This is a genomic window from Pseudomonas lundensis (assembly GCF_015377145.2).
In the GTDB taxonomy this organism is placed as follows: Bacteria; Pseudomonadota; Gammaproteobacteria; order Pseudomonadales; family Pseudomonadaceae; genus Aquipseudomonas; species Aquipseudomonas lundensis.
This window is the reverse complement of sequence record NZ_CP062158.2, coordinates 4,711,326-4,731,598: the sequence shown is the minus strand read 5'-3', so window position 1 is coordinate 4,731,598 and position 20,273 is coordinate 4,711,326. Positions and strand designations below refer to the sequence as shown.

The window sequence follows — 20,273 nt, the reverse complement described above, 5'->3', positions numbered from 1 at the left end:
CTGCGCTCGTCGGGCAGGCAGTGGTTTTGTTCGCGCCCATCGCGTCGCGAACAAAACCGGTGTCAGTCGTTCAGGCCCTGCACGAACGTTACGACGCCAGGCTCTTGCGAAACCGCGCCAGGGCAATCGCGAAAAACAGCAGCCCGATGGTCGCCAGCGCCAGTAAGTCGGGCCACACCACGTCCACTCCGGCTCCCCTGAACAGAATCGCTGCGCTCAAACTCACAAAGTGGGTCGAGGGCGAGCACTGCATCACCCACTGCAACCATTCAGGCATGCTGTCCAGCGGCGTGCTGCCACCCGAGAGCAACAGCATCGGGATGATGACCGGGATGGCCAGCAAGCCGAACTGCGGTGTTGAGCGGGCGAGGGTGGCGAGGAAAATCCCCAGGGCGGTACTGGCAAACAGATAAAGCGCCGTCACCCCCAGAAACAACGCCAGTGATCCGGCCAGCGGTACGCCCAGCGCCCATTTGACGATGACCTCCAGCGACACCCAAGTGCAGAGCACCACGACCAGCATGTTGCTCCAGATTTTTGCCAGCATGATTTCCAGCGCTGTAAGGGGTAACACCAGCAAGTGATCGAGGGTGCCGTGCTCTCGCTCGCGCAACAGCGCGGTGCCGGTCAGCACAATGGCCAAAATGGTGATGTTGTTGACGATCTGAATCACCGCCAAAAACCAGCCGCCCTCAAGGTTCGGGTTGAACAGCGCACGGCCGCTGATCCGTACTGGCGTGTTCGCGGCAGCGTCGGCCTGGCCGGTGTAATTGAGCAGCTCACGTTGAAAGATGCGCCCAATGTAGCCCGCGCCCATAAACGCCTGACTCATGGCCGTGGCATCCACGTTGACCTGCAGACCCGGTTCACGCCCGGCCAGCAGGTCCGCCTGAAAGTTGGCCGGTACGTTGATGACGAAAGTGTATTGGCCGCCATCCATGGACGCATCCAGCTGATCGTAAGGCAACGCTTGCGGGGTTTGGAATTCTGGCGGCAGCAACGATTCGCTGAGTTTGCGTGACAAGGCGCTGTGGTCTTCATCGACAATCGCGACGCTGGCGTTATGCACGCCAATAATTGACCCCGCCGCCGGCATGTAAATCGCCACCGTGAAGGCGTAGAACAAAAACAGCAGCAGCACGCTGTCATGGCGCAGGCTCGTGAGTTCTTTGATCCCCAGGCGCAGGATGTGCGAGAGCTTGTGCATCAAACCTCCTGCTTCTTGAGCATGATGAGACTCAAGCCGGTAAAGGCGACGAAGAAGCCCAGCAACGCCAGGCATTGCGGCCACAGCTGGCGCAAATCCAGGGCTTTGGTAAACGTACCGACCGCAATATCGAGAAAGTGCCCGGCAGGGAACAGCATGCCCATCAGCGCCGCAGAGCCGTCCAGTGACGAGCGCGGCACGATCAGCCCGGAGAATTGGATCGTCGGCAGGCTGGTGATGATCATGGTGCCGAGAATTGCCGCGATCTGGGTGCGGGTGAACGCTGAAATCAACAGCCCCATGCTGGTGGTCGACAACACATACAACAGCCCACCGAGCGCCAGCGTCAGTGCGCTGCCTTTGAACGGCACGCCGAACAGCCAGCGGTTCATCGCCACCAGCAGCGCCAGATTGACCAGACTCACCACCAGGTACGGCACCTGTTTGCCCAGCAAGAACTCAAGCCGGGTCAGGGGCGTGGCGTAGAAGTTGGTGATGGACCCCAGCTCTTTTTCCCGCACGATCCCCAGCGCCGTCAGCATGGCCGGGATAAAGGCGAGAATCAGCGCCATCACGCCCGGGCCGATGGCATTCACGCTGACCACGTCCTGGTTGTAGCGAAAACGGGTTTCGAGCTTGGCGCCGCCTTGTTTGTTTTGCGCCAGACTGCTCAGCGCGGCCAGTTGTTCAAGGTTGGCCTGGTGCACGGATTCAACATAGTTACGGCTGGTTTCTGCACGGAACGGCATGCCGCCATCCAGCCAGGCGGCGACGGTGGGCTGGCGCCCGGCGTACAGGTCGCGGCCAAAACCCGGCGGGATTTCCAGTGCGATTTTGATTTCTGAACGTTGCAGACGCTTGTGAAGTTCTTCTGCACTGTAGATGGGCGCGTGTTCTTCGAAGTAACGCGAGCTGCGGAAGGCTTCCAGATACGCGCGGCTTTGCGGGCTTTGGTCCTGGTCGTAGACGGCGAACGCCAGGTTTTCCACGTCCAGTGAAATGCCGTAGCCAAAAATCACCATCATGAACAGCGCGCCCAGCAAGGCGAACGCCATGCGGACTTTATCGCGTAGCAGTTCTTTGGATTCGCGGCTGGCGACGGCTATCAGCCGGGTCAGGCTGAAGCCGCTTTTGCTGGGCGGTGGTGGCGCATTGATCACCGCCGCAGCCGCTTCGGACGCGGGCGCCGCACTCGACTCCTGCTCGTTTTGCGCCTGCTCCAGGCACGTGACAAATGCGGCTTCCAGCGTCTCGCCGTGAAACTGCTGCTGCAACGCATCGGGGGTGTCGCAAGCCAGTACTTTGCCGGCGTGCATCAACGAAATACGGTCGCAGCGCTGGGCTTCGTTCATGAAGTGGGTGGACAAGAAAATCGTCACGCCCTGATCGCGCGACAGTTCGATCAGCAGTCGCCAGAAGTCGTCGCGCGCGGCCGGGTCAACCCCCGAGGTGGGCTCGTCAAGGATCAGGACTTCGGGGCGATGCAATACCGCCACGGCCAGCGACAAGCGTTGACGCAACCCCAATGGCAACTCGCCGGACTGTTGCTCGGCAATATCAGCCAGATCAAAACGCTCGATCAGCTCTTCAATCCGCGCGCGGCTGTCTTCTTTGGGCAAGTCGAACAACTGGGCGTGCAAGACCAGGTTTTGCCGCACGCTCAACTCGCCATACAGCGAGAAACTCTGGGACATGAAGCCCACGCGTTTGCGCGTGGCCAGGTCTTTGGCATCCACCGGATTTCCGAGCAGTTTGGCACTGCCTTCGGTGGCGGGCATCAACCCGGTCAGCACTTTCATGGTGGTGGTCTTGCCACAACCGTTGGAGCCCAGAAACCCGAAGATTTCACCGCGTCCGATAGCGAAGCTGACGTTGTTCACGGCGATAAAGTCGCCGAATTTGAGGGTCAGGTCATGGGCTTCGATGGCGATATCGCTGTTGTCGCTGACCCGTGGCGGAATCACCAGCGGCTCGTTGCTGTGGCCGGTGTCGCCCTGATAGTGGGTAAACGCTTCGTCCAGTTTGCCGGTGGAGGCGACCGCCGCCAGTTCCTGCGTGAGCCCGGTCGCAATCAATGTGCCGCGGTCGAGCATCAGGCAGTGCTCGAACTGTTCCGCTTCTTCCATGTAGGCCGTGGCAACCAGCAATGTCAGTTGCGGGCGCTGGCTGCGTACGTCGTCGACCAGCTCCCAAAAGCGCCGACGGGACAGCGGGTCGACGCCGGTGGTCGGTTCGTCAAGGATCAACAGGTCGGGCTCGTGAATCAGCGCGCAACACAGCCCGAGCTTTTGCTTCATACCGCCGGACAACTTGCCCGCGGGTCGTTCGGCAAATCGCTCCAGGTCTGTGGCCTTGAGCAAGTTGGCCATGCGTTGTTCGCAGTCGTCTTTGGACAGGCCGAACAACGTGCCGAAAAAGCGAATGTTTTCGCTGATCGACAACTCCGGGTACAGGTTGCCGCCGAGCCCTTGGGGCATAAAGGCAATCAACGGGTAAAGCGTGTTGCGATGGCGGCGATCGTCAATCGGCCCGCCGAGCACCTCTAGGCTGCCTTGCTGGAGCTTTTTGACCCCGGCAATCAGCCCCAGCAAGCTCGACTTGCCCGCGCCATCCGGGCCAATCAGCCCGCAGCGCGTGCCTTTAGGCAAGCTGAAGGTGATGTCGAGCAGCGCCTGCTGTTTGCCATACCGGTGGCGGATGCCACTGGCGTTGAGCGCCAGGTCGCTCATTGCAGATTGGCCGGCCAGTCCACGTCGGCAGTGCGCACATACCCGGCGCCGGGCATTCCGGGTTTAGCCTGAGGCACGGCGCTCGGGTCGGTGAGACGAAGTTTGACGCGGAACACCAGTTTTTGACGCTCGTCGCGGGTTTCGACCTCTTTGGGGGTGAACTGCGATTTGGCGGCCACGAAGCTGATTTTTGCGGGCAGTGGCGTTTCGGGCAGGGCGTCGAGCAGGATGCGCGCCTGCGCGCCGACGGTCAGCTTGCCGACCACCGAAGCGGGTAAATACAGGTTCATGTACTGGTCGCTGGGGTCGATCATCATGAACACGCGTCCGCCCGCGCCCAGCACTTCGCCGGGTTCGGCAAGGCGCAGCTGGATCACACCGTCGATGGGCGCCCGCAGGCTGCTGTCGTCAATCTCGCTGGTGAGCTGTGCCACTTGCGCTTCGCTGGAATGGATCGCGGCCCTGGCAGCGGCGACCTGAGCCTGCGCGGCGACCACGGCAGCATTGCTGGTGTCAAAACGCGCTTGTTGCTGATCGAGTTGCTGGCCGCTGGCAAAGCCGCGCTGGGCCAGTTGGCGGAAGCGTTTGAGTTCCTGGCTGGCGAGCAGTTTTTCGCTTTGGCGCAGTTGTACGTTGGCCTCGTTGGCGGCCAGGTTTTGCCGGGCCCGCAGCACTTCGGACTCGGCCTGATTGCGCGAGGCTTCGAGGGTGCGGGTGTCCATGCGTGCCAGCAGTTGACCCTTGGTCACGCGATCGCCTTCGTCGACCAGCACTTGCGCGAGGCGACCGGGGATTTTGGCGGCGATCTGGACTTCAGTGGATTCAAGTCGGCCGTTGCCCATGCTGATGCCTTCGGGGAGTCGGTCATGCTGGGATTTCCAGTAACCGAACCCGCCTGCCGCCACCAGCAGGATCACCAACGGAATAACGAAATAATGGGATACACGGTGGTTCTTCGACATGCAAACATCCTGTCTCACAGAGCGCTCTAGTTTGACGGTCTCACTGCCGGGGCGGTTTGATGCCAGTCAAAGGAAGGTCAAAGCCTAGACGCTATTGAGCGAGGTTGCCGAAGTGATTTGCCCGTTTACAGGCGCGCGCCTGTGCCTGCAGGGCGTGGCTGCCCGTCAGAGCAGCCCCAGCACCGTCGCCCATTGTTCGTCTGTGACGGGCATGACTGAAAGGCGGCTGCCTTTTTGGACCAGGGGCATCTCGGCCAGCGCCGTCTGTTGTTTGAGGTAGTCGAGCTTGATCACCTGAGGAAACGTGTGCACGTGGGCCACTTGCAGCGCACTCCACGGGTTTTTCTCGGCACTGGCTTTGGGGTCGTAGTAAGGGCTGTCGGGGTCGAGCGCGGTGGGGTCGGGGTAGGCCGCTTCGACGATGCGGCCAATTCCGGCAATGCCGGGTTGCGGGCAACTCGAATGGTAGAAAAAGAACTCATCGCCCACCGTCATGGCACGCATGAAATTACGCGCTTGGTAGTTACGAACGCCGTCCCAGCGCGCTTCACCGACTTTCTGTAAGTCCTTGATCGAGAACTCGTCAGGCTCGGATTTCATCAACCAATGGGCCATTTTTCTTCTCCTGAAACATGATGTGAATCATCTTTCTTGAAACATTTTGATAAACCGACAGCCGGTTGACGCCATCGTTTGCGTGTCGTTACGGGTTGTCGCAGAATGCCGGGATTTTAAGCTTGACGCTGCTGCACGGCCTATAAAAAACCGTTGCTGTCATCGTGTTGATTTGCCTGAAGGGGGGCAATCGATGAAACGCAAACCGGATGTACTGTGGGTGTTGGCTTTTTTGTTCGGTTTGGGCGTAGTGACGACGGGGTATGCGCAAAGTTTGTGGTCCAACTCGACCGACGCGCCGATTGAACTGGCTCAACAGCAAGTACAACCTTTCAAACGCTAAACTTTCTTGCGCTAACGCGTTTCAGGCATCGCTCTCAACGTGATGCCTTGGCGATGTGTGGGCGACGTACCACTGTTTGTCCGACACCGTGCCTTGTAACGGTACGTCCCAACTGGCTTGTGTCAGGCTTTCGACCTTTTGGCATTCGTGGGCCAGGCCTAACAGTGTCGGTTTGCGCCAGCTCTGACGGCGTCCCAGATACGCCAGGCTGCGGTCGTAAAACCCGCCACCCATGCCCAGCCTTCCACCCTTCGCATCAAACCCCACCAATGGCAGCAACACCAGGTCGAGTGTCCAGACCTTGCGTTGGCGTGCGGGGTTGATGCGCGGCTCCAGAATACGAAAGCGGTTGGGGATCAGCTTCTCGCCAGGGGCGATGCGTTGAAACACCATTTTGGTCCGCGGCCACGCGCTGAGTACCGGCAGGTAGGTGATCTTGCCCCGGCGTTGCGCTTCGCGCAGCAGCAGGCGCGGATCGATCTCACCGTCGGTGGGCAGATATAGCGAGAGGTGTTTGGCGCGGCGAAACAAAGGATGTTGCGCCAGTTGCCGGTACAGGCCGCGGGCGGCCAGACGTTGCGCGCAGGGCGACAGTTCGCGGCGGGCATTGCGCAGTTGTCGGCGAAGTTGCGGGCGGGTAGGTGGCGTGCTGTTCAAGGTCGACACCGAGAAAGCCAATGCCAGCAGAGGGCTGGCATTGCACTGGAAAAATCAGGCTCCCCGACGTACCGCTGTCGGCTTGGCCCTTGAACCCGAAAGTTCAAGGTGGAAGTTGCAGTAGACCTTAAGGCTTTCCGTCTAGCGGACATGCGCACCGGTCCAACGTGCAAGCTCCAGGGTAGTGCGAATCGGCTCAGGGACATCGCTAACTGGCGAATACTCCAGGGAGTGGCGCGAGTATACCCCAAAGAAACCTTTTGAATCAGCTTTGACGTTCGTTCGGATCAGTGGCAAGCACCAGATCCACGCGTTCCAGCAGGTCGCGCACTTGTTCGCGGGTGGAGCTGTTGGTCTGAACTTCGGCGACCTCCTGCTTGTGCAGCAGATCGTGAGTGATATTGAGCGCGGCCATGACGGCGATGCGGTCGGCGCCAATGACTTTGCCGCTGCTGCGGATTTCGCGCATTTTGCCGTCCAGGTAACGGGCGGCGCTCACCAGGTTGGTCCGTTCGTCCTGGGGGCACATGATCGAATATTCTTTATCGAGGATATGCACGGTGACGCTATTGCTTGAACTCATGAGTCTTGCTCCAGGGCTTTGAGGCGCGAAATCATCGATTCCACCTTGTGTCGGGCGATTTCGTTTTTTTCAATGAGGTGCGCGCGTTCCTCGCGCCAAGTCTTTTCCTGAGCTAGTAAGAGTCCGTTTTGACTTTTAAGTTGCTCGACCCGGCTAATCAAGCGTTCGAGTCTAGCCATCAGTTCATGCAGGTCGGTGTCTTCCATTGTGTCCTACTGTGTATTTTCTGATGGAGGGTGACGATCAGGGGTGTTGACGCCTTGATGGTCTGGCTCGTCTGCCGATGCTAGGATACAAGGCCTCCATTCTAGACATAGCGCCGCTTGGCGCCTAGCTGACCATGCCTATTCAGAACTCCCCGTACCAAGCCTTTGCCGCCCTGCTGAGCACCAGCGGCATTAACGTATCGCCTGCCGAGTTGCACGGCCTGTTGCTGGGTCGCAGTGCGGCCGGTGCCGGCTTTGAACCTGACAGCTGGCTGGCCGATGCCAAAGAGCTGTTCCATAGCGAAAATGAAACCAGTGACAACGTACGCAATGCCTTGATCGGTTTGCAAGAGATGGTCAAGGGCGAACTGACCAGTGACGACATGACCGTCGTGCTGTTGCTGCCAACAGACGACGCGTCGCTGCCTGATCGCGCCACTGCATTGGGAGAGTGGTGCCAGGGTTTTCTGGCCGGTTTCGGGCTTAACTACCGTGATAACGCGTTGAGCATCGAAGGCAAGGAAGTGCTGCAAGACCTGGCGGCCATCGCACAGGTGCAGGACGCGCTGGAAGAATCTGAAGACGGTGAAAGCGACTACATGGAAGTGATGGAATACCTGCGCGTTGCGCCGCTGTTGCTGTTCACCGAAACAAAAAAGCCTGAAGCGCCAGCGGCCGCCAAGCCTTCGTTGCACTGATCGATCACCAAGAGGAAACCCGTCTGCCCATGATCCATATCCCGAAATCGGAATACGCACGCCGCCGCAAGGCGCTCATGGCGCAGATGGAACCCAACAGTATCGCGATATTGCCCGCGGCCCCCGTGGCGATCCGCAACCGTGACGTCGAGCACGTCTACCGTCAGGAAAGTAACTTCCAGTATTTGAGCGGTTTCCCCGAGCCTGAAGCGGTGATCGTGTTGATCCCCGGCCGGACTCATGGCGAATTCGTGCTGTTTTGCCGCGAACGCAACCCTGAGCGCGAGCTGTGGGACGGTTTGCGGGCCGGGCAGGAAGGCGCCATGCGCGATTTCGGTGCGCACGATGCATTCCCCATTACCGACATCGACGACATCCTGCCGGGGCTGATTGAAGGCCGCGACCGGGTGTACTCAGCGATGGGCAGCAACCCGCAATTCGATCGCCATTTGATGGAGTGGATCAACACCATCCGCTCCAAGGCCAGCCTCGGTGCTCAGCCGCCCAACGAATTTGTTGCCCTGGATCATCTGCTGCATGACATGCGCCTGTATAAATCGGCGGCAGAACTTAAAGTTATGCGCCACGCGGCGCAGATTTCGGCCCGTGCCCATATCCGTGCCATGCAAGCCAGCCGTCCGGGCTTGCATGAATACAGTCTGGAAGCCGAGCTGGATTATGAATTCCGTAAAAGCGGGGCAAAAATGCCAGCGTATGGCTCGATTGTCGCTTCGGGTGACAACAGCTGCATCCTTCACTACCAAGAGAACGACGCCCTGCTCAAGGACGGCGATCTGGTGCTGATCGATGCGGGTTGCGAGATCGACTGTTATGCCAGCGATATCAGCCGCACCTTTCCGGTCAACGGGACCTTTTCGCCCGAGCAAAAAGCAATTTATGACCTGGTGCTGGCGTCGCAAGAAGCCGCGTTCGCTGAAATCGCGCCGAACAAGCACTGGAATCAGGCCCACGAGGCGACTGTTCGCGTGATAACGGCGGGGCTGGTGGCGCTGGGGTTATTGCAGGGCGAAGTCGACGATCTGATCGCCAGCCAAGCCTATAAAGCGTTCTACATGCACCGCGCCGGTCATTGGCTGGGGCTGGATGTGCATGACGTGGGTGAGTACAAGGTCGGGGGTGAGTGGCGCGTGCTGGAAGTCGGCATGACCCTCACCGTTGAACCCGGCATCTACATCAGCCCTAACAATCAAACCGTCGCCAAAAAATGGCGCGGCATCGGTGTGCGGATCGAGGATGACGTAGTGGTCACCAAAAACGGTTGTGAGATTTTGACCGGCGATGTGCCGAAAACGGTGGCCGATATCGAGGCCTTGATGGCTGCGGCCAAGGTGAACGCAGCATGAGTCGGGTCAATCTGGCCATCATTGGCGGCGGGCTGGTGGGTGCGAGCCTTGCGCTGGCGTTGCAGGCTGGCGCCAAGGCGCGGGGCTGGAAAATCGTCCTGATCGAACCCTTCGCTCCCGGCAATAGCTACCAGCCCAGCTACGACGCGCGTTCCTCGGCCTTGAGCTATGGCGCCCGGCAGATCTATGAGCGACTGGGGCTGTGGCAGTCCATCGCCACCCGCGCCGAACCGATCAAGGACATTCACGTGTCCGACCGCGGGCGTTTTTCGACCGCACGCTTGTCCGCCATTGAAGAAGGCGTGCCAGCGCTGGGGTACGTGGTCGAAAACGCCTGGCTGGGCCAGTGCCTGTGGAAAAACCTGGACCCTGACGTCATTACCTGGCGCTGCCCCGCTGAAGTTATCCACCTGCAGCCGCTTGAAGACGGCTATCGCCTGACCCTCAACGATGAAACCACGCTTGACTGCGACCTCGCCGTGCTGGCCGATGGCGGGCGTTCGGGCTTGCGCGAGCAGTTGGGGATTCATGTCAGCAAGCGTCCTTATGACCAAAGTGCGCTGATCGCCAACATCACCCCGAGTGAAGCCCACGGCGGGATGGCCTTTGAGCGTTTCACCGACGAAGGCCCGATGGCCTTGCTGCCGCTGCCGGAAAACCGCTGCGCGCTGGTGTGGACCCGCCTGGGGATGGACGCCGAGCGTTTGGCCGCGCTGGATGAGCGCAGCTTCCTCAGTGAATTGCAGGGCGTTTTCGGCTATCGCCTGGGCACCCTCAAGCAAGTCGGCGCGCGGCATTTGTATCCGCTGACGCTGATCGAGGCGCAAGAGCAAGTACGCCCGCACCTGACTGTGCTGGGGAATGCCGCCCACAGCCTGCATCCCATTGCCGGTCAGGGTTTTAATCTGTCACTGCGCGATGCCCAGGCGTTGGCCGACGCGTTGTTGGCGAGCGACAAACACCCCGGCGATCTGGCCACGTTGTTGAGTTATCAACAGCGGCAAAAACTCGACCAGCAATTGACCATTGGTTTTTCGGACCAGGTGACGCGGTTGTTTGGTAGCGATCAGACCCTGGTGTCGTTCGGCCGCAACTTGGGCTTGCTGGGGCTTGATCTGCTGCCTCCAGCCAAACGCTGGTTTGCCCGTCAGGCCATGGGCCTGGGCACCCGCGCAGACAGTTGATGATGGCCGGGGGCGTTCGCGCCCCTTGTCGATCCTTTTTTCACGTGCGGCGCTTGCCGCTCACGACACAGGCTTAAAGCATGGAAATGCGCGCAGATCTGCTGATTGTTGGGGCCGGAATGGTCGGAAGTGCCTTGGCGCTGGCGCTCAAGGACAGCGGCTTGAAAATCCTGCTGCTCGATGGTGGGCCGCTGAGCGTCAAACCGTTCAGTACCGACGACGTCTTCGAGCCTCGGGTCAGCGCCTTGTCGGCCGCCAGCCAGCGCATCCTGCAACGCCTGGGTGCGTGGGACGGTATCGTCCGGCGTCGCGTCAGCCCCTATTCGCACATGCACGTGTGGGACGGCAGCGGTACAGGCCAGATCCATTTCTCGGCGGCCAGCGTGCACGCCGACGTGCTGGGTCATATCGTAGAAAACCGTGTGGTGCAGGATGCGCTGCTGGAGTGTTTGCAGGGCAGCGACATCGAATTGCTGGCCAATGCGCGGCTGGAACAGATGCGCCGCTCAGGCGACGAGTGGCTGCTGACGCTGGCGGACGGTCGCACCTTGCGCGCGCCGCTGGTGATCGCAGCCGATGGCGCCCACTCGGCGGTGCGCCGCCTCACGGGCTGTGAGACCCGCGAATGGGACTACATGCATCACGCCATTGTCACCAGCGTTCACTGCGCCCAGCCGCATCAGCAAACCGCCTGGCAGCGCTTCACTGACCACGGGCCCTTGGCATTTTTGCCTTTGGAACGCGATGGCCAGCAGGACTGGTGCTCGATTGTCTGGTCCACCACGCCTGAAGAAGCCCAACGTTTGATGGCGCTGGATGACGACGGTTTCTGCCGTGAGCTTGAGCGGGCGTTCGAAGGGCGGCTCGGGCCGGTACTGAGCGCAGACCCGCGGGTCTGCGTGCCTTTGCGCCAACGTCACGCCAAACGCTATGTGGCCGAAGGGTTGGCACTGATCGGCGATGCCGCCCACACCATCCACCCGTTGGCCGGGCAGGGCGTCAACCTCGGTTTCCTTGATGCGGCGGTGTTGGCCCACGTGTTGTTGCACGCGGTTGATCGCGGCGAACGTCTGGCCGACATCAAAGTACTAAGCCGTTTCGAGCGTCGTCGCATGCCGCACAACCTGGCGTTGATGGCGGCGATGGAAGGCTTTCAGCGACTGTTTCAGGCGGATTCGCTCACCGCGCGCTTGCTGCGCAACAGCGGCCTGAAGTGGGTCAACCAAATGCCCGAGGCCAAAGCGGTGTTCGTGCGTCAGGCGCTGGGGTTGACCGGGGATCTGCCGCCGCTGGCCAAGCCCTGATCGGAGCCTGCCCCGGCCTTTGCAACATCTGGTAACGCCTCGGGGGCGAGTTAGGTTGAGCTGGCAAATGTGATTCACTACCATTTACGCCCGATTCGCATCTAGAGAGACCGCCCCCCATGTTGGCACCCAAGCGTCTACTGACTGCCCTGGCCCTGAGCGTTTTTGCGAGCAGCGTCTACGCTGCCGACGAAGTGGTGGTGTATTCCTCGCGCATCGACGAACTGATCAAGCCGGTATTTGACGCCTACACCGCGAAAACCGGGGTCAAGGTCAAGTTCATCACGGACAAGGAAGCGCCGCTGATGCAGCGCATCAAGGCAGAGGGCCAAAATGCGACTGCCGACCTGTTGTTGACCGTGGACGCGGGCAACCTGTGGCAAGCCGAGCAAATGGGCATCCTGCAGCCGTTCACGTCCGAAGTGATCGATAAAAACATCCCGCCGCAATACCGCTCTTCTTCCCACGCATGGACGGGCCTGAGCCTGCGTGCGCGGACCATCGCCTACTCCACGGACCGGGTCAAACCTGAAGAGCTGTCCACCTACGAAGCGCTGGCCAATAAAGAGTGGGAAGGCCGCCTGTGCCTGCGCACCGCCAAAAAGGTGTACAACCAGTCGCTGACCGCCACCATGATCGAAGTGAACGGTGCCGACAAAACCGAAGAGATCCTCAAAGGCTGGGTGAACAACCTGTCCACTGATGTGTTCTCGGATGATATCGCGGTGCTGGAGGCGATCAACGCCGGTCAGTGCGACGTGGGCATCGTCAATACCTACTACTACGGCCGCCTGCACAAGCAGAAGCCTGACCTGGCCGTGAAGTTGTTTTGGCCCAATCAGGCTGATCGCGGTGTACACGTCAACCTGTCGGGTATTGGTTTGACCCAATACGCTCCGCACCCGCAAGCCGCCAAGGCGCTGGTCGAGTGGATGACCACGCCGCAGGCGCAGTCGATCTTTGCAGGCACCAATCAGGAGTTCCCGGCGAACCCGAGCGTTCCGCCTTCTGCCGAAGTGGCCAGTTGGGGTGAGTTCAAGGCAGACGCCTTGCCAGTCGAAGTGGCCGGCAAACGCCAGGCTGAAGCCATCCGCATGATGGACCGCGCGGGCTGGAATTAAGCCCGGTGTAAAGCCAGCCCTCTCCCTCGCGCAGAGGGCGCTGACGGGCGGTCTGTTCGAAGGCGCGCGGCCTCTATTCGGGCCGCGCGCAGCCTTCCCCCTCCACATCGTGTAACAACGCAACATACAATCGCTGGTTCTTCCCTCCTTCCGAGAGTCTTTTGTGGCACATCCCGCCCAACGTCGCTGGTATCCGCTGGTTTTTAGCATCGCTGCCCTGGTGCTTTTGCCCCTGAGCGTTTTGCTGTTGTCCTGGCAAAGCGTGGACAGCCAGATCTGGAACCACCTGTGGGACACACAAATGCCGCGTCTGCTGGGCAACACGCTGACGCTGATCATCGGGGTCGGGATCGGCGTCACCCTGCTGGGCGTCAGCCTTGCGTGGCTGACCAGCTTGTGCGAATTCCCGGGCAGACGCTGGCTCGACTGGGCGCTGATGTTGCCGTTCGCGATCCCGGCCTACGTGCTTGCGTTTGTGTTCGTCGGCTTGCTGGACTTCGCCGGGCCGGTTCAAACGCTGCTACGCGAATGGTTCGGCACGGGGCTGCGTTTGCCTCGCGTGCGCTCCACCGGTGGCGTGATCATCGTGCTGATTCTGGTGTTCTACCCGTATGTCTATTTGCTGGCGCGCACTGCATTTTTGGCGCAGGGCAAAGGGTTGATGGAGGCGGCGCGGGTGCTGGGGCAAAGCCCGTGGCAGGCGTTCTGGCGCGTGGCCTTGCCCATGGCGCGCCCGGCCATCGGCGCCGGGGTGGCGTTGGCGCTGATGGAGACGCTGGCTGATTTCGGCGCCGTGTCGGTGTTCAATTTCGACACGTTCACCACGGCGATCTACAAAACCTGGTACGGCTTTTTCAGTCTCTCAACCGCTGCGCAACTGGCCAGCCTGCTGTTACTGGTGGTGATGATCGTGCTCTATGGCGAACGCCGCGCCCGGGGCGCCAGCCGTGCCAGTAACGAGCGTCCGCGCGGTAAGGCCCTCTATCACCTCACCGGGCCTAAAGCCTGGTTGGCCAGCGGGTGGTGCGCGCTGGTGTTTGCGTGTGCGTTTGTGATCCCGATGCTGCAACTGGTGGTGTGGTTTTGGCAACGTGGGCGCTTTGACCTCGATGAGCGTTACACGGGTCTGATATTGCACACCTTGTACTTGGGCGGCATGGCGGCGCTTATCACGGTCTGTGTGGCTCTGGTGCTGGCGTTTGCCCGGCGTCAGGCGCCGACACCGACCATCCGTGTCGGGGTGAGCCTGGCCAACCTGGGTTACGCGCTACCCGGTTCGGTTTTGGCGGTGTCGATCATGTTGGCCTTCAGTTATCTGGATCGCGAACTGGTCATTCCGGTTTCCGGCTGGCTGGGCGGCGCGGGCAAGCCCTTGCTGCTGGGCAGCCTTTCAGCCTTGTTACTGGCGTATTTGGTGCGCTTTATCGCCGTCGCTTATGGCCCGCTCGAAAACAGCCTGGCGCGCATTCGTCCGTCGTTGCCCGAAGCTGCACGCAGCTTGGGCGTGAGTGGCCCGCGACTGTTTTTCAAAGTGTATCTGCCGTTGTTGTTGCCGGGGACATTGAGTGCGGCGCTGCTGGTGTTTGTCGACGTGCTCAAGGAAATGCCCGCAACCCTTCTAATGCGGCCCTTCGGCTGGGACACACTGGCCGTGCGCATCTTCGAAATGACCAGTGAAGGCGAATGGGCTCGTGCTTCACTGCCCGCCCTGACGCTGGTACTGGTGGGACTGTTGCCGGTCATCGGGTTGATTCGACGCTCGGCCCATCGAATCGGCTAGGTGTCAGTGCTCCGGCATGCGGCTACAATGCGCGGCATTCGGTGCGGTCTGTCAATCAGGCCAGGTTCCCTGCGCAGTGTACGAAAGCTAACTTAACTAGCCTGAAACACTTTGCACGCCTGTCCGCACCTTCGCCAATCCCGGAAGGAGGAACCCATGGGACAGCGTACGCCTTTGTATGACCTGCATCTCGCCCTCGGCGCGAAGATGGTCGATTTTGGCGGTTGGGACATGCCTTTGCATTACGGCTCGCAGGTGGAGGAACACCACGAAGTGCGTCGGGACTGTGGAGTGTTTGATGTCTCGCACATGACCGTGATTGACGTCGGCGGCGTGCAGGCCAAGGAATGGCTTCAGCATTTGCTGGCCAACGATGTCGAGCGTCTTCACACCCCTGGCCGTGCGTTCTACAGCGCCATGCTCAATGAAAAGGGTGGCGTGGTCGACGACATGATCGTTTACCTCAGGGCCAACGGTTACCGGTTGGTGGTCAACGCAGCGACCCGCGACCAGGACCTGGCGTGGATGACGGCCCAGTCCCGCGGTTTTGACGTGCAGTTGCAGGAACGCCCGGAGCTGGCGCTGCTGGCGATTCAAGGCCCACAGGCCCGGCACAAGGTCGCTGAACTGGTGAGCCAGGCCCGCAGCGATGTGATTCACCAGCTCAAACCCTTCGAAGGACTGGACGCAGGTGACTGGTTCATTGCCCGCACCGGTTATACCGGCGAAGACGGGCTGGAGATAGTGCTCCCCGCCGATCAGGCGCCAGCGTTCTTCAACGATCTGGTCGGTGCAGGTATCTCTCCAATCGGCCTCGGTGCGCGTGACACGTTGCGCCTGGAGGCGGGTCTTAACCTCTATGGTCAAGACATTCACCTGTCGGTCTCGCCCCTTTGCGCCAACATGGAATGGACCATCGCCTGGGAACCGGCTTCGCGCCTGTTCATCGGACGCGAAGCGCTGGAGGCCGAAAAAGCAGGGGGCGTGCCGCTGAAACTGGTGGGTTTGGTGCTCGAAGAGCGAGGCGTCCTACGGGCTCATCAGGTTGTTCGTATTGCTGGTGTTGGCGAAGGAGAGATAACCAGTGGTAGTTTCTCTCCTACGCTAAGCAAATCGATTGCCTTGGCCCGCGTTCCGATCGCCACGGGTGACCGTGCTGAAGTCGAAATTCGCGGCAAGTGGTACCCGGTTCGCGTGGTCAAACCCACGTTTGTACGTCTAGGCAAAGCCTTGATCTAACGTTTACCGGCAGGCTTGCGCTGTGTGCAAGCGGCTGACATTTCTTATTGAGGACACTGAATATGAGCAATATCCCCGCTGAGTTGCGCTTTGCCGAAAGTCACGAGTGGGCCCGTCTGGAAGCGGACGGCACTGTCACTGTGGGTATCAGTGATCACGCTCAGGAAGCGTTGGGGGATGTGGTGTTCGTTGAGTTGGCCGAAGTGGGCAAAGTGTTTGCCGCAGGCGACACTGCAGGCGTCGTGGAGTCAGTAAAAGCCGCCTCGGACATCTATGCGCCAGTGTCCGGTGAAGTGATCGCGGTCAATGAGACGCTGGCCGACAGCCCTGAAAGCCTGAACAGCGATCCTTACGCGAGCTGGATCTTCAAGCTCAAGCCAAGCAACACCGCTGAGCTGGACAAACTGCTGGATGCCGCTGGCTACAAAGCCGCCATTGGCGAGTAAGCCACGGCGGGACGGTCGCTGCCGGTAGACCTCTCTACCGGCAGCGAAATCGGTTACGCGTTCTGCAACACGGCCTTGACGGCTTTAACCGACCGCTCCACATCGGCTTTGGTCATCGCCGTGAACATCGGCAATGACACAATCAGCCGCCCTACGCGTTCTGCGACGGGGAACATCCCTTCTTTGAAACCTTGCGCGCGATACAGGCTCAGCAAGTGAATGGGCGGGTAGTGATAGCCCACGCCCACGCCCAATGCCTGCATGTCTTTCATGAACGTAGCCCGTGCCGGTTGGCCGTCCTTGCGCTCAGGCAGCACTAGCTGGAACAAGTGCCAATTGGTAGTGCTGAAATCAGCCACAGGCAATTGCGCGCCGTATTCGGCTTCAAAGTCAGGGCCGAAACACTCGAAATAATGCTTGGCCAATTCACGGCGGTGCGCGGTAATCGTCTCGATATGGGCGAACTGCCCGAGACCGATGGCAGCCGCAATGTCAGTCATGTTGAACTTGCCGCCCAGAACGTCGACATCCAGGCCATCGAATCCGGTACGGGTGACGCCTTGTAGGCGGTATTTCTCAGCCAGCCGCGCTTCTTCTTCGTTATTGAGCACCAAACACCCGCCTTCGGACGAGGTGATGTTCTTGTTGGCCTGGAAACTGAACGACACGAAATCTCCGCGTGCGCCGATGCGCTGCCCGTTCCAGCTCGCGCCTAGGGCCTGAGCGGCGTCTTCGACCACGCGCAGGTTATGTTTTTTGGCCAGAGCGTACAGGGCGTCCATGTCCACCGGCAGGCCGGAGAGGTAAACCGGAATGATGGCTTTGGTGCGTGGCGTAATCGCGGCTTCGGCTTTCTTCAGGTCAATATTGCGGGTGATCGGATCAATATCGGCAAACACCGGCGTAGCGCCGACCTCGAGAATCACATTGGCAGTGGCGACCCATGAGATCGGCGTCGTGATGACTTCGTCACCTGCACCGATCCCTGCGATGCGCAGGGCGATTTCCATGGTGCACGTGCCGGAGTTGAACGTGCGCACCGGGCGACCGCCCACGTACTCGGACAATTGCGCCTCGAATGCCTGAACCTTTGGCCCGCTGGTGATCCAGCCCGAGCGCAACACGTCGCCCACGGCAGCAATGGTGGCTTCATCGATGGTTGGTTTGGAAAACGGCAAGAAGGGCAGCGAGCTCATAAAGGCGTGACGTCCGATGTGAATGAGTAATGAGAGACCATAGAGCACTAGCACATGGCCCAAATCATACCCAGAGCATGGATCACATCAGGTGAAATTTCTGTATGAAGGCTGAATGAAGCGCGTTATGAAGGGCTATCAACCAGCATGGAGCCGTTGAGGTCTGCGACAAGCAAGGTAAACCCTTCGGTAAGTAAGACGACACCGCGGGTGCATAAACTGCCAAATCGATCAAACAGTAGTCAAGCAGAAGGGCTTATGTACCTGTGTATCAGTGGTTTTTGCCTGCCGCTCCAGACGATCGTTTGATTAAGTTTGAGCGTGATCTCGACCACTTTTTAACGATCAAATCGTTCAAGCGCTCGGCCATATAAAGTCTTAACGCAATGGCAGAAGGTGAATGGCTATTAAACAGTGAGCAGACCGCGCAGATTTAAAACATCTTAGGTCAGGCCCTTCCAACAGGCTTGAAGTTATTCAGGGATGTTGAGGCATAGCGATCATATGGCAGTACATTCGGGGAATTTTCTTACAGTCTAACTTTGTTGTCGGATTAACAGTGTTTGACGGTGTTGTGCATTATCCAACTCACTGACATCGAGGGATTAACAGGTAGGCGTTTAAGTGACGATGAGCACCTCTTTCATCTCACGTGTAATACGCCTTGAAAATCGGCTTTTGAAAGTGAAGGTCAGCGGTACTGACTCATTCCCTTTGGATACTCACACCCAAACAACATTTGCGATGGTGTCGATGAGCACTTTATAAACACCCATCAGCGTTTGCCACCGAGGGTGTACCAAACGTCTGGCGGTGAAGCAGGACAATGCTTCACTGCCAGACGACTAAACCGGCACGCCAGAGGCGACAGGCCGGTTTTATTCAGCGGTCGCGTTTTTGGCCAGAATCGCGTTGGCCAGGTCCATGTCACTCACTTTCAGATTCGGGTTCTGCGCGCGAACCTCCTGCATGGCCGACTCCAGGTATGGCCCACGGATCTCGCCGTTGCTGGCCACAAAACTGCCTGCGTCATCTTGTGCGGCGATGACCTTACGGTCTTTTTTGAACGTCAGGTAGGTGGAACCGGTGGTCGCACCGGACGACAGGACGTTGCGCCAGAAGCTGTCGGCCATCGCTGAGCCAACAGGAAGGGTCAACAAAGCGGCAGCGGCAACAGCATATTTGAGACGCATGATGGGAAACTCCGGATAAATGAACTACCAACTTTGATTCTAGTCAGTGTTAGAGAGTTCCGTAACCTTACGTCACAATTTCTACGGTGAGCACGACCCCATTCTGAGCGACCACCCGCACGGCCGTGCCCACCTCGGCGTCAGGCCCTTCGGCCATCCATACACTGTCGCCCGCTTTGATTTTCCCTCGTCCATCCACAATGGCTTGTTGAACGAGGAATGTGCGGCCGATGAGTTCATGCCCCCTGCGGTTGAGGAAAGGTTGATCGCTCAAGGCGGGCGAAGTGCGCTGGCGTTTCCACCAGTACACCGCAGTCAGGATGGCCAGTACGCCAAACAGCGGCAATTGCAGCGTCCAGGCCAGCTCGGGTATCAAAAACTTCAACCCGGCCACAAGAGCAGCGGCAAGCCCGGCCCACAGCAAATACCCGCCTGTACCGAACACCTCCAAGATCAGTAGCACTGCTGCCAGAGCCAGCCAGTCCCAGTGGTTGAGGTTTTGCAGGAGTTCCAACATGTCTTAGCCCTTCGTTTTATCGAATGAGGCTCTGACTATTTCGCCGATTCCACCCACTGCTCCGATCACTTGGCTGGCTTCCAGTGGCATGAGGATCACCTTGCTGTTGTCGGCAGACGCGATTTTGCCCAAGGCATCAACGTACTTTTGCGCCACAAAGTAATTGATGGCCTGCACGTTGCCGGTTGCAATGGCCTCGGAAACCACTTGGGTCGCGCGCGCTTCTGCTTCCGCCTGACGTTCACGGGCTTCAGAGGCAAGAAATGCTGCCTGCCGACCGCCTTCGGCTTCGAGAATCTGGGCTTGTTTTTTACCTTCAGCCGTCAAAATCGCAGAGGCGCGCAAGCCTTCAGCTTCAAGGATTTGCGCCCTTTTGATGCGTTCGGCTTTCATTTGGCCTGACATGGCAGCCATCAAATCCGCAGGCGGGCTGATGTCTTTGATCTCGATTCGGGTGATTTTGATCCCCCATGGCGCTGTTGCTTCATCTACCGTGCGCAGCAGTTTTTCATTGATACCGTCACGCTGGCTGAGCATGGCATCCAGCTCCATTGAGCCAAGCACCGTGCGAATGTTGGTTTGCAGAAGGTTGCGAATGGCATGTTCGAGGTTGTTGACCTCATAGGCCGCCTGGGCGGTGTTAACGACCTGGAAAAAACATACGGCATCTATCTGTACCGTAGCGTTGTCGGACGTAATGACCTCTTGTGGCGGGATATCCAGCACACTTTCCATGACATTAAGCTTGCGTCCAATGCTATCCATGACGGGAATAATAATGTTCAGACCGGGTTTAAGCGTATTGGTGTAACGCCCGAAGCGCTCTACTGTCCACTCATAGCCTTGGGGCACAACTTTGAACCCCATAAAAAGCAAAGACAGCGCCAATACGACAAAGAGCAAAACAACATAGCTGAATTCCATAACCA

General features: G+C 59.2%; 20 protein-coding genes and 1 other RNA gene. 9 read left to right on the top strand and 12 right to left on the bottom strand.

What is annotated here, in order from left to right:
- Window positions 1–88: 88 nt before the first annotated feature.
- The 4 genes from IF654_RS22065 to IF654_RS22050 all read right to left on the bottom strand — a co-directional run bounded on the left by IF654_RS22065 (window position 89) and on the right by IF654_RS22050 (window position 5,513).
- Window positions 89–1,207, bottom strand: a complete 1,119-nt coding sequence (locus IF654_RS22065; protein WP_047272825.1) for an ABC transporter permease — start codon at window positions 1,205–1,207, stop codon at window positions 89–91.
- Window positions 1,207–3,936 (bottom strand): ribosome-associated ATPase/putative transporter RbbA, encoded by a 2,730-nt coding sequence (gene rbbA / locus IF654_RS22060; protein WP_047272826.1) that lies wholly within the window; start codon window positions 3,934–3,936, stop codon window positions 1,207–1,209. The genes IF654_RS22065 and rbbA overlap by 1 nt, the downstream gene beginning before the upstream one ends.
- Window positions 3,933–4,898, bottom strand: coding sequence for an HlyD family secretion protein (locus IF654_RS22055; RefSeq protein WP_047272827.1), 966 nt, complete (start codon window positions 4,896–4,898; stop codon window positions 3,933–3,935). Before IF654_RS22055 ends, rbbA begins: the two co-directional genes overlap by 4 nt.
- A 165-nt stretch (window positions 4,899–5,063) precedes the next feature.
- A complete protein-coding gene (locus IF654_RS22050; RefSeq protein WP_047272828.1) occupies window positions 5,064–5,513 on the bottom strand; it encodes an EVE domain-containing protein in 450 nt (149 codons plus the stop codon).
- A 193-nt stretch (window positions 5,514–5,706) separates the two neighbouring features.
- Here IF654_RS22050 and IF654_RS22045 point away from each other — a divergent pair, with 193 nt between their 5' ends.
- On the top strand, window positions 5,707–5,856 hold the full coding sequence (locus tag IF654_RS22045; protein ID WP_088500203.1) for a hypothetical protein: 150 nt from the start codon (window positions 5,707–5,709) through the stop codon (window positions 5,854–5,856).
- Window positions 5,857–5,877: 21 nt separating this feature from the next.
- On the opposite strand, the gene IF654_RS22040 is transcribed toward IF654_RS22045, so the two are convergent.
- The 4 genes from IF654_RS22040 to IF654_RS22025 all read right to left on the bottom strand — a co-directional run bounded on the left by IF654_RS22040 (window position 5,878) and on the right by IF654_RS22025 (window position 7,302).
- On the bottom strand, window positions 5,878–6,513 hold the full coding sequence (locus IF654_RS22040) for a 5-formyltetrahydrofolate cyclo-ligase (protein WP_047272949.1): 636 nt from the start codon (window positions 6,511–6,513) through the stop codon (window positions 5,878–5,880).
- 56 nt (window positions 6,514–6,569) lie between these two features.
- A non-coding RNA gene (ssrS, locus tag IF654_RS22035) (6S RNA) lies at window positions 6,570–6,747 on the bottom strand.
- Between the two features lie 31 nt (window positions 6,748–6,778).
- Window positions 6,779–7,096, bottom strand: a complete 318-nt coding sequence (locus tag IF654_RS22030; protein ID WP_194862068.1) for a cell division protein ZapA — start codon at window positions 7,094–7,096, stop codon at window positions 6,779–6,781.
- Complete coding sequence (locus tag IF654_RS22025) at window positions 7,093–7,302, bottom strand: TIGR02449 family protein (protein WP_047272830.1); 210 nt, start codon at window positions 7,300–7,302, stop codon at window positions 7,093–7,095. The genes IF654_RS22030 and IF654_RS22025 overlap by 4 nt, the downstream gene beginning before the upstream one ends.
- A 134-nt stretch (window positions 7,303–7,436) precedes the next feature.
- On the opposite strand from IF654_RS22025, the gene IF654_RS22020 reads away from it, so the two are divergent.
- From IF654_RS22020 to gcvH, 8 genes are all read left to right on the top strand, one after another.
- Window positions 7,437–8,000, top strand: coding sequence for a YecA/YgfB family protein (locus tag IF654_RS22020; protein ID WP_047281650.1), 564 nt, complete (start codon window positions 7,437–7,439; stop codon window positions 7,998–8,000).
- A gap of 29 nt (window positions 8,001–8,029) precedes the next feature.
- On the top strand, window positions 8,030–9,364 hold the full coding sequence (gene pepP, locus IF654_RS22015; RefSeq protein ID WP_047281649.1) for a Xaa-Pro aminopeptidase: 1,335 nt from the start codon (window positions 8,030–8,032) through the stop codon (window positions 9,362–9,364).
- Window positions 9,361–10,548, top strand: coding sequence for a 2-octaprenyl-6-methoxyphenyl hydroxylase (gene ubiH, locus IF654_RS22010; protein WP_047272833.1), 1,188 nt, complete (start codon window positions 9,361–9,363; stop codon window positions 10,546–10,548). Before pepP ends, ubiH begins: the two co-directional genes overlap by 4 nt.
- Window positions 10,549–10,634: 86 nt before the next feature.
- Window positions 10,635–11,852: a 2-octaprenyl-3-methyl-6-methoxy-1,4-benzoquinol hydroxylase gene (locus IF654_RS22005; protein WP_169835847.1), complete on the top strand. Its 1,218-nt coding sequence runs from the start codon at window positions 10,635–10,637 to the stop codon at window positions 11,850–11,852.
- Between the two features lie 119 nt (window positions 11,853–11,971).
- Window positions 11,972–12,973: an extracellular solute-binding protein gene (locus tag IF654_RS22000; protein WP_047272835.1), complete on the top strand. Its 1,002-nt coding sequence runs from the start codon at window positions 11,972–11,974 to the stop codon at window positions 12,971–12,973.
- 163 nt (window positions 12,974–13,136) lie between these two features.
- Window positions 13,137–14,753 (top strand): ABC transporter permease, encoded by a 1,617-nt coding sequence (locus IF654_RS21995; protein WP_047281648.1) that lies wholly within the window; start codon window positions 13,137–13,139, stop codon window positions 14,751–14,753.
- Window positions 14,754–14,909: 156 nt separating this feature from the next.
- Window positions 14,910–15,992 (top strand): glycine cleavage system aminomethyltransferase GcvT, encoded by a 1,083-nt coding sequence (gene gcvT / locus IF654_RS21990; RefSeq protein ID WP_047281647.1) that lies wholly within the window; start codon window positions 14,910–14,912, stop codon window positions 15,990–15,992.
- Window positions 15,993–16,054: 62 nt separating this feature from the next.
- Window positions 16,055–16,438, top strand: a complete 384-nt coding sequence (gene gcvH / locus IF654_RS21985) for a glycine cleavage system protein GcvH (RefSeq protein ID WP_047291774.1) — start codon at window positions 16,055–16,057, stop codon at window positions 16,436–16,438.
- Window positions 16,439–16,491: 53 nt separating this feature from the next.
- Here gcvH and IF654_RS21980 read toward each other — a convergent pair whose 3' ends face one another.
- The 4 genes from IF654_RS21980 to IF654_RS21965 all read right to left on the bottom strand — a co-directional run bounded on the left by IF654_RS21980 (window position 16,492) and on the right by IF654_RS21965 (window position 20,268).
- Window positions 16,492–17,634, bottom strand: a complete 1,143-nt coding sequence (locus IF654_RS21980) for a DegT/DnrJ/EryC1/StrS family aminotransferase (protein WP_047272839.1) — start codon at window positions 17,632–17,634, stop codon at window positions 16,492–16,494.
- Window positions 17,635–18,512: 878 nt separating this feature from the next.
- Window positions 18,513–18,827, bottom strand: coding sequence for a DUF2388 domain-containing protein (locus IF654_RS21975; protein ID WP_047272840.1), 315 nt, complete (start codon window positions 18,825–18,827; stop codon window positions 18,513–18,515).
- 67 nt (window positions 18,828–18,894) lie between these two features.
- Entirely contained in the window at window positions 18,895–19,344 is a 450-nt protein-coding gene (locus IF654_RS21970) for an NfeD family protein (protein WP_047272841.1), read from the bottom strand.
- 3 nt (window positions 19,345–19,347) lie between these two features.
- The gene (locus tag IF654_RS21965; RefSeq protein WP_047272842.1) at window positions 19,348–20,268 is read right to left on the bottom strand and encodes an SPFH domain-containing protein; all 921 of its coding nucleotides are present in this window, start codon (window positions 20,266–20,268) and stop codon (window positions 19,348–19,350) included.
- Between the last annotated feature and the right edge of the window lie 5 nt (window positions 20,269–20,273).

What these genes read in the sequence shown, in the direction of transcription:
- IF654_RS22065 (WP_047272825.1), bottom strand. Translation starts at nt 1,207, where the DNA reads ATGCACAAGCTCTCGCACATCCTGCGCCTGGGGATCAAAGAACTCACG.
- rbbA (WP_047272826.1), bottom strand. Translation starts at nt 3,936, where the DNA reads ATGAGCGACCTGGCGCTCAACGCCAGTGGCATCCGCCACCGGTATGGC.
- IF654_RS22055 (WP_047272827.1), bottom strand. Translation starts at nt 4,898, where the DNA reads ATGTCGAAGAACCACCGTGTATCCCATTATTTCGTTATTCCGTTGGTG.
- IF654_RS22050 (WP_047272828.1), bottom strand. Translation starts at nt 5,513, where the DNA reads ATGGCCCATTGGTTGATGAAATCCGAGCCTGACGAGTTCTCGATCAAG.
- IF654_RS22045 (WP_088500203.1), top strand. Translation starts at nt 5,707, where the DNA reads ATGAAACGCAAACCGGATGTACTGTGGGTGTTGGCTTTTTTGTTCGGT.
- IF654_RS22030 (WP_194862068.1), bottom strand. Translation starts at nt 7,096, where the DNA reads ATGAGTTCAAGCAATAGCGTCACCGTGCATATCCTCGATAAAGAATAT.
- IF654_RS22025 (WP_047272830.1), bottom strand. Translation starts at nt 7,302, where the DNA reads ATGGAAGACACCGACCTGCATGAACTGATGGCTAGACTCGAACGCTTG.
- IF654_RS22020 (WP_047281650.1), top strand. Translation starts at nt 7,437, where the DNA reads ATGCCTATTCAGAACTCCCCGTACCAAGCCTTTGCCGCCCTGCTGAGC.
- pepP (WP_047281649.1), top strand. Translation starts at nt 8,030, where the DNA reads ATGATCCATATCCCGAAATCGGAATACGCACGCCGCCGCAAGGCGCTC.
- ubiH (WP_047272833.1), top strand. Translation starts at nt 9,361, where the DNA reads ATGAGTCGGGTCAATCTGGCCATCATTGGCGGCGGGCTGGTGGGTGCG.
- IF654_RS22005 (WP_169835847.1), top strand. Translation starts at nt 10,635, where the DNA reads ATGCGCGCAGATCTGCTGATTGTTGGGGCCGGAATGGTCGGAAGTGCC.
- IF654_RS22000 (WP_047272835.1), top strand. Translation starts at nt 11,972, where the DNA reads ATGTTGGCACCCAAGCGTCTACTGACTGCCCTGGCCCTGAGCGTTTTT.
- gcvT (WP_047281647.1), top strand. Translation starts at nt 14,910, where the DNA reads ATGGGACAGCGTACGCCTTTGTATGACCTGCATCTCGCCCTCGGCGCG.
- gcvH (WP_047291774.1), top strand. Translation starts at nt 16,055, where the DNA reads ATGAGCAATATCCCCGCTGAGTTGCGCTTTGCCGAAAGTCACGAGTGG.
- IF654_RS21980 (WP_047272839.1), bottom strand. Translation starts at nt 17,634, where the DNA reads ATGAGCTCGCTGCCCTTCTTGCCGTTTTCCAAACCAACCATCGATGAA.
- IF654_RS21975 (WP_047272840.1), bottom strand. Translation starts at nt 18,827, where the DNA reads ATGCGTCTCAAATATGCTGTTGCCGCTGCCGCTTTGTTGACCCTTCCT.
- IF654_RS21970 (WP_047272841.1), bottom strand. Translation starts at nt 19,344, where the DNA reads ATGTTGGAACTCCTGCAAAACCTCAACCACTGGGACTGGCTGGCTCTG.
- IF654_RS21965 (WP_047272842.1), bottom strand. Translation starts at nt 20,268, where the DNA reads ATGGAATTCAGCTATGTTGTTTTGCTCTTTGTCGTATTGGCGCTGTCT.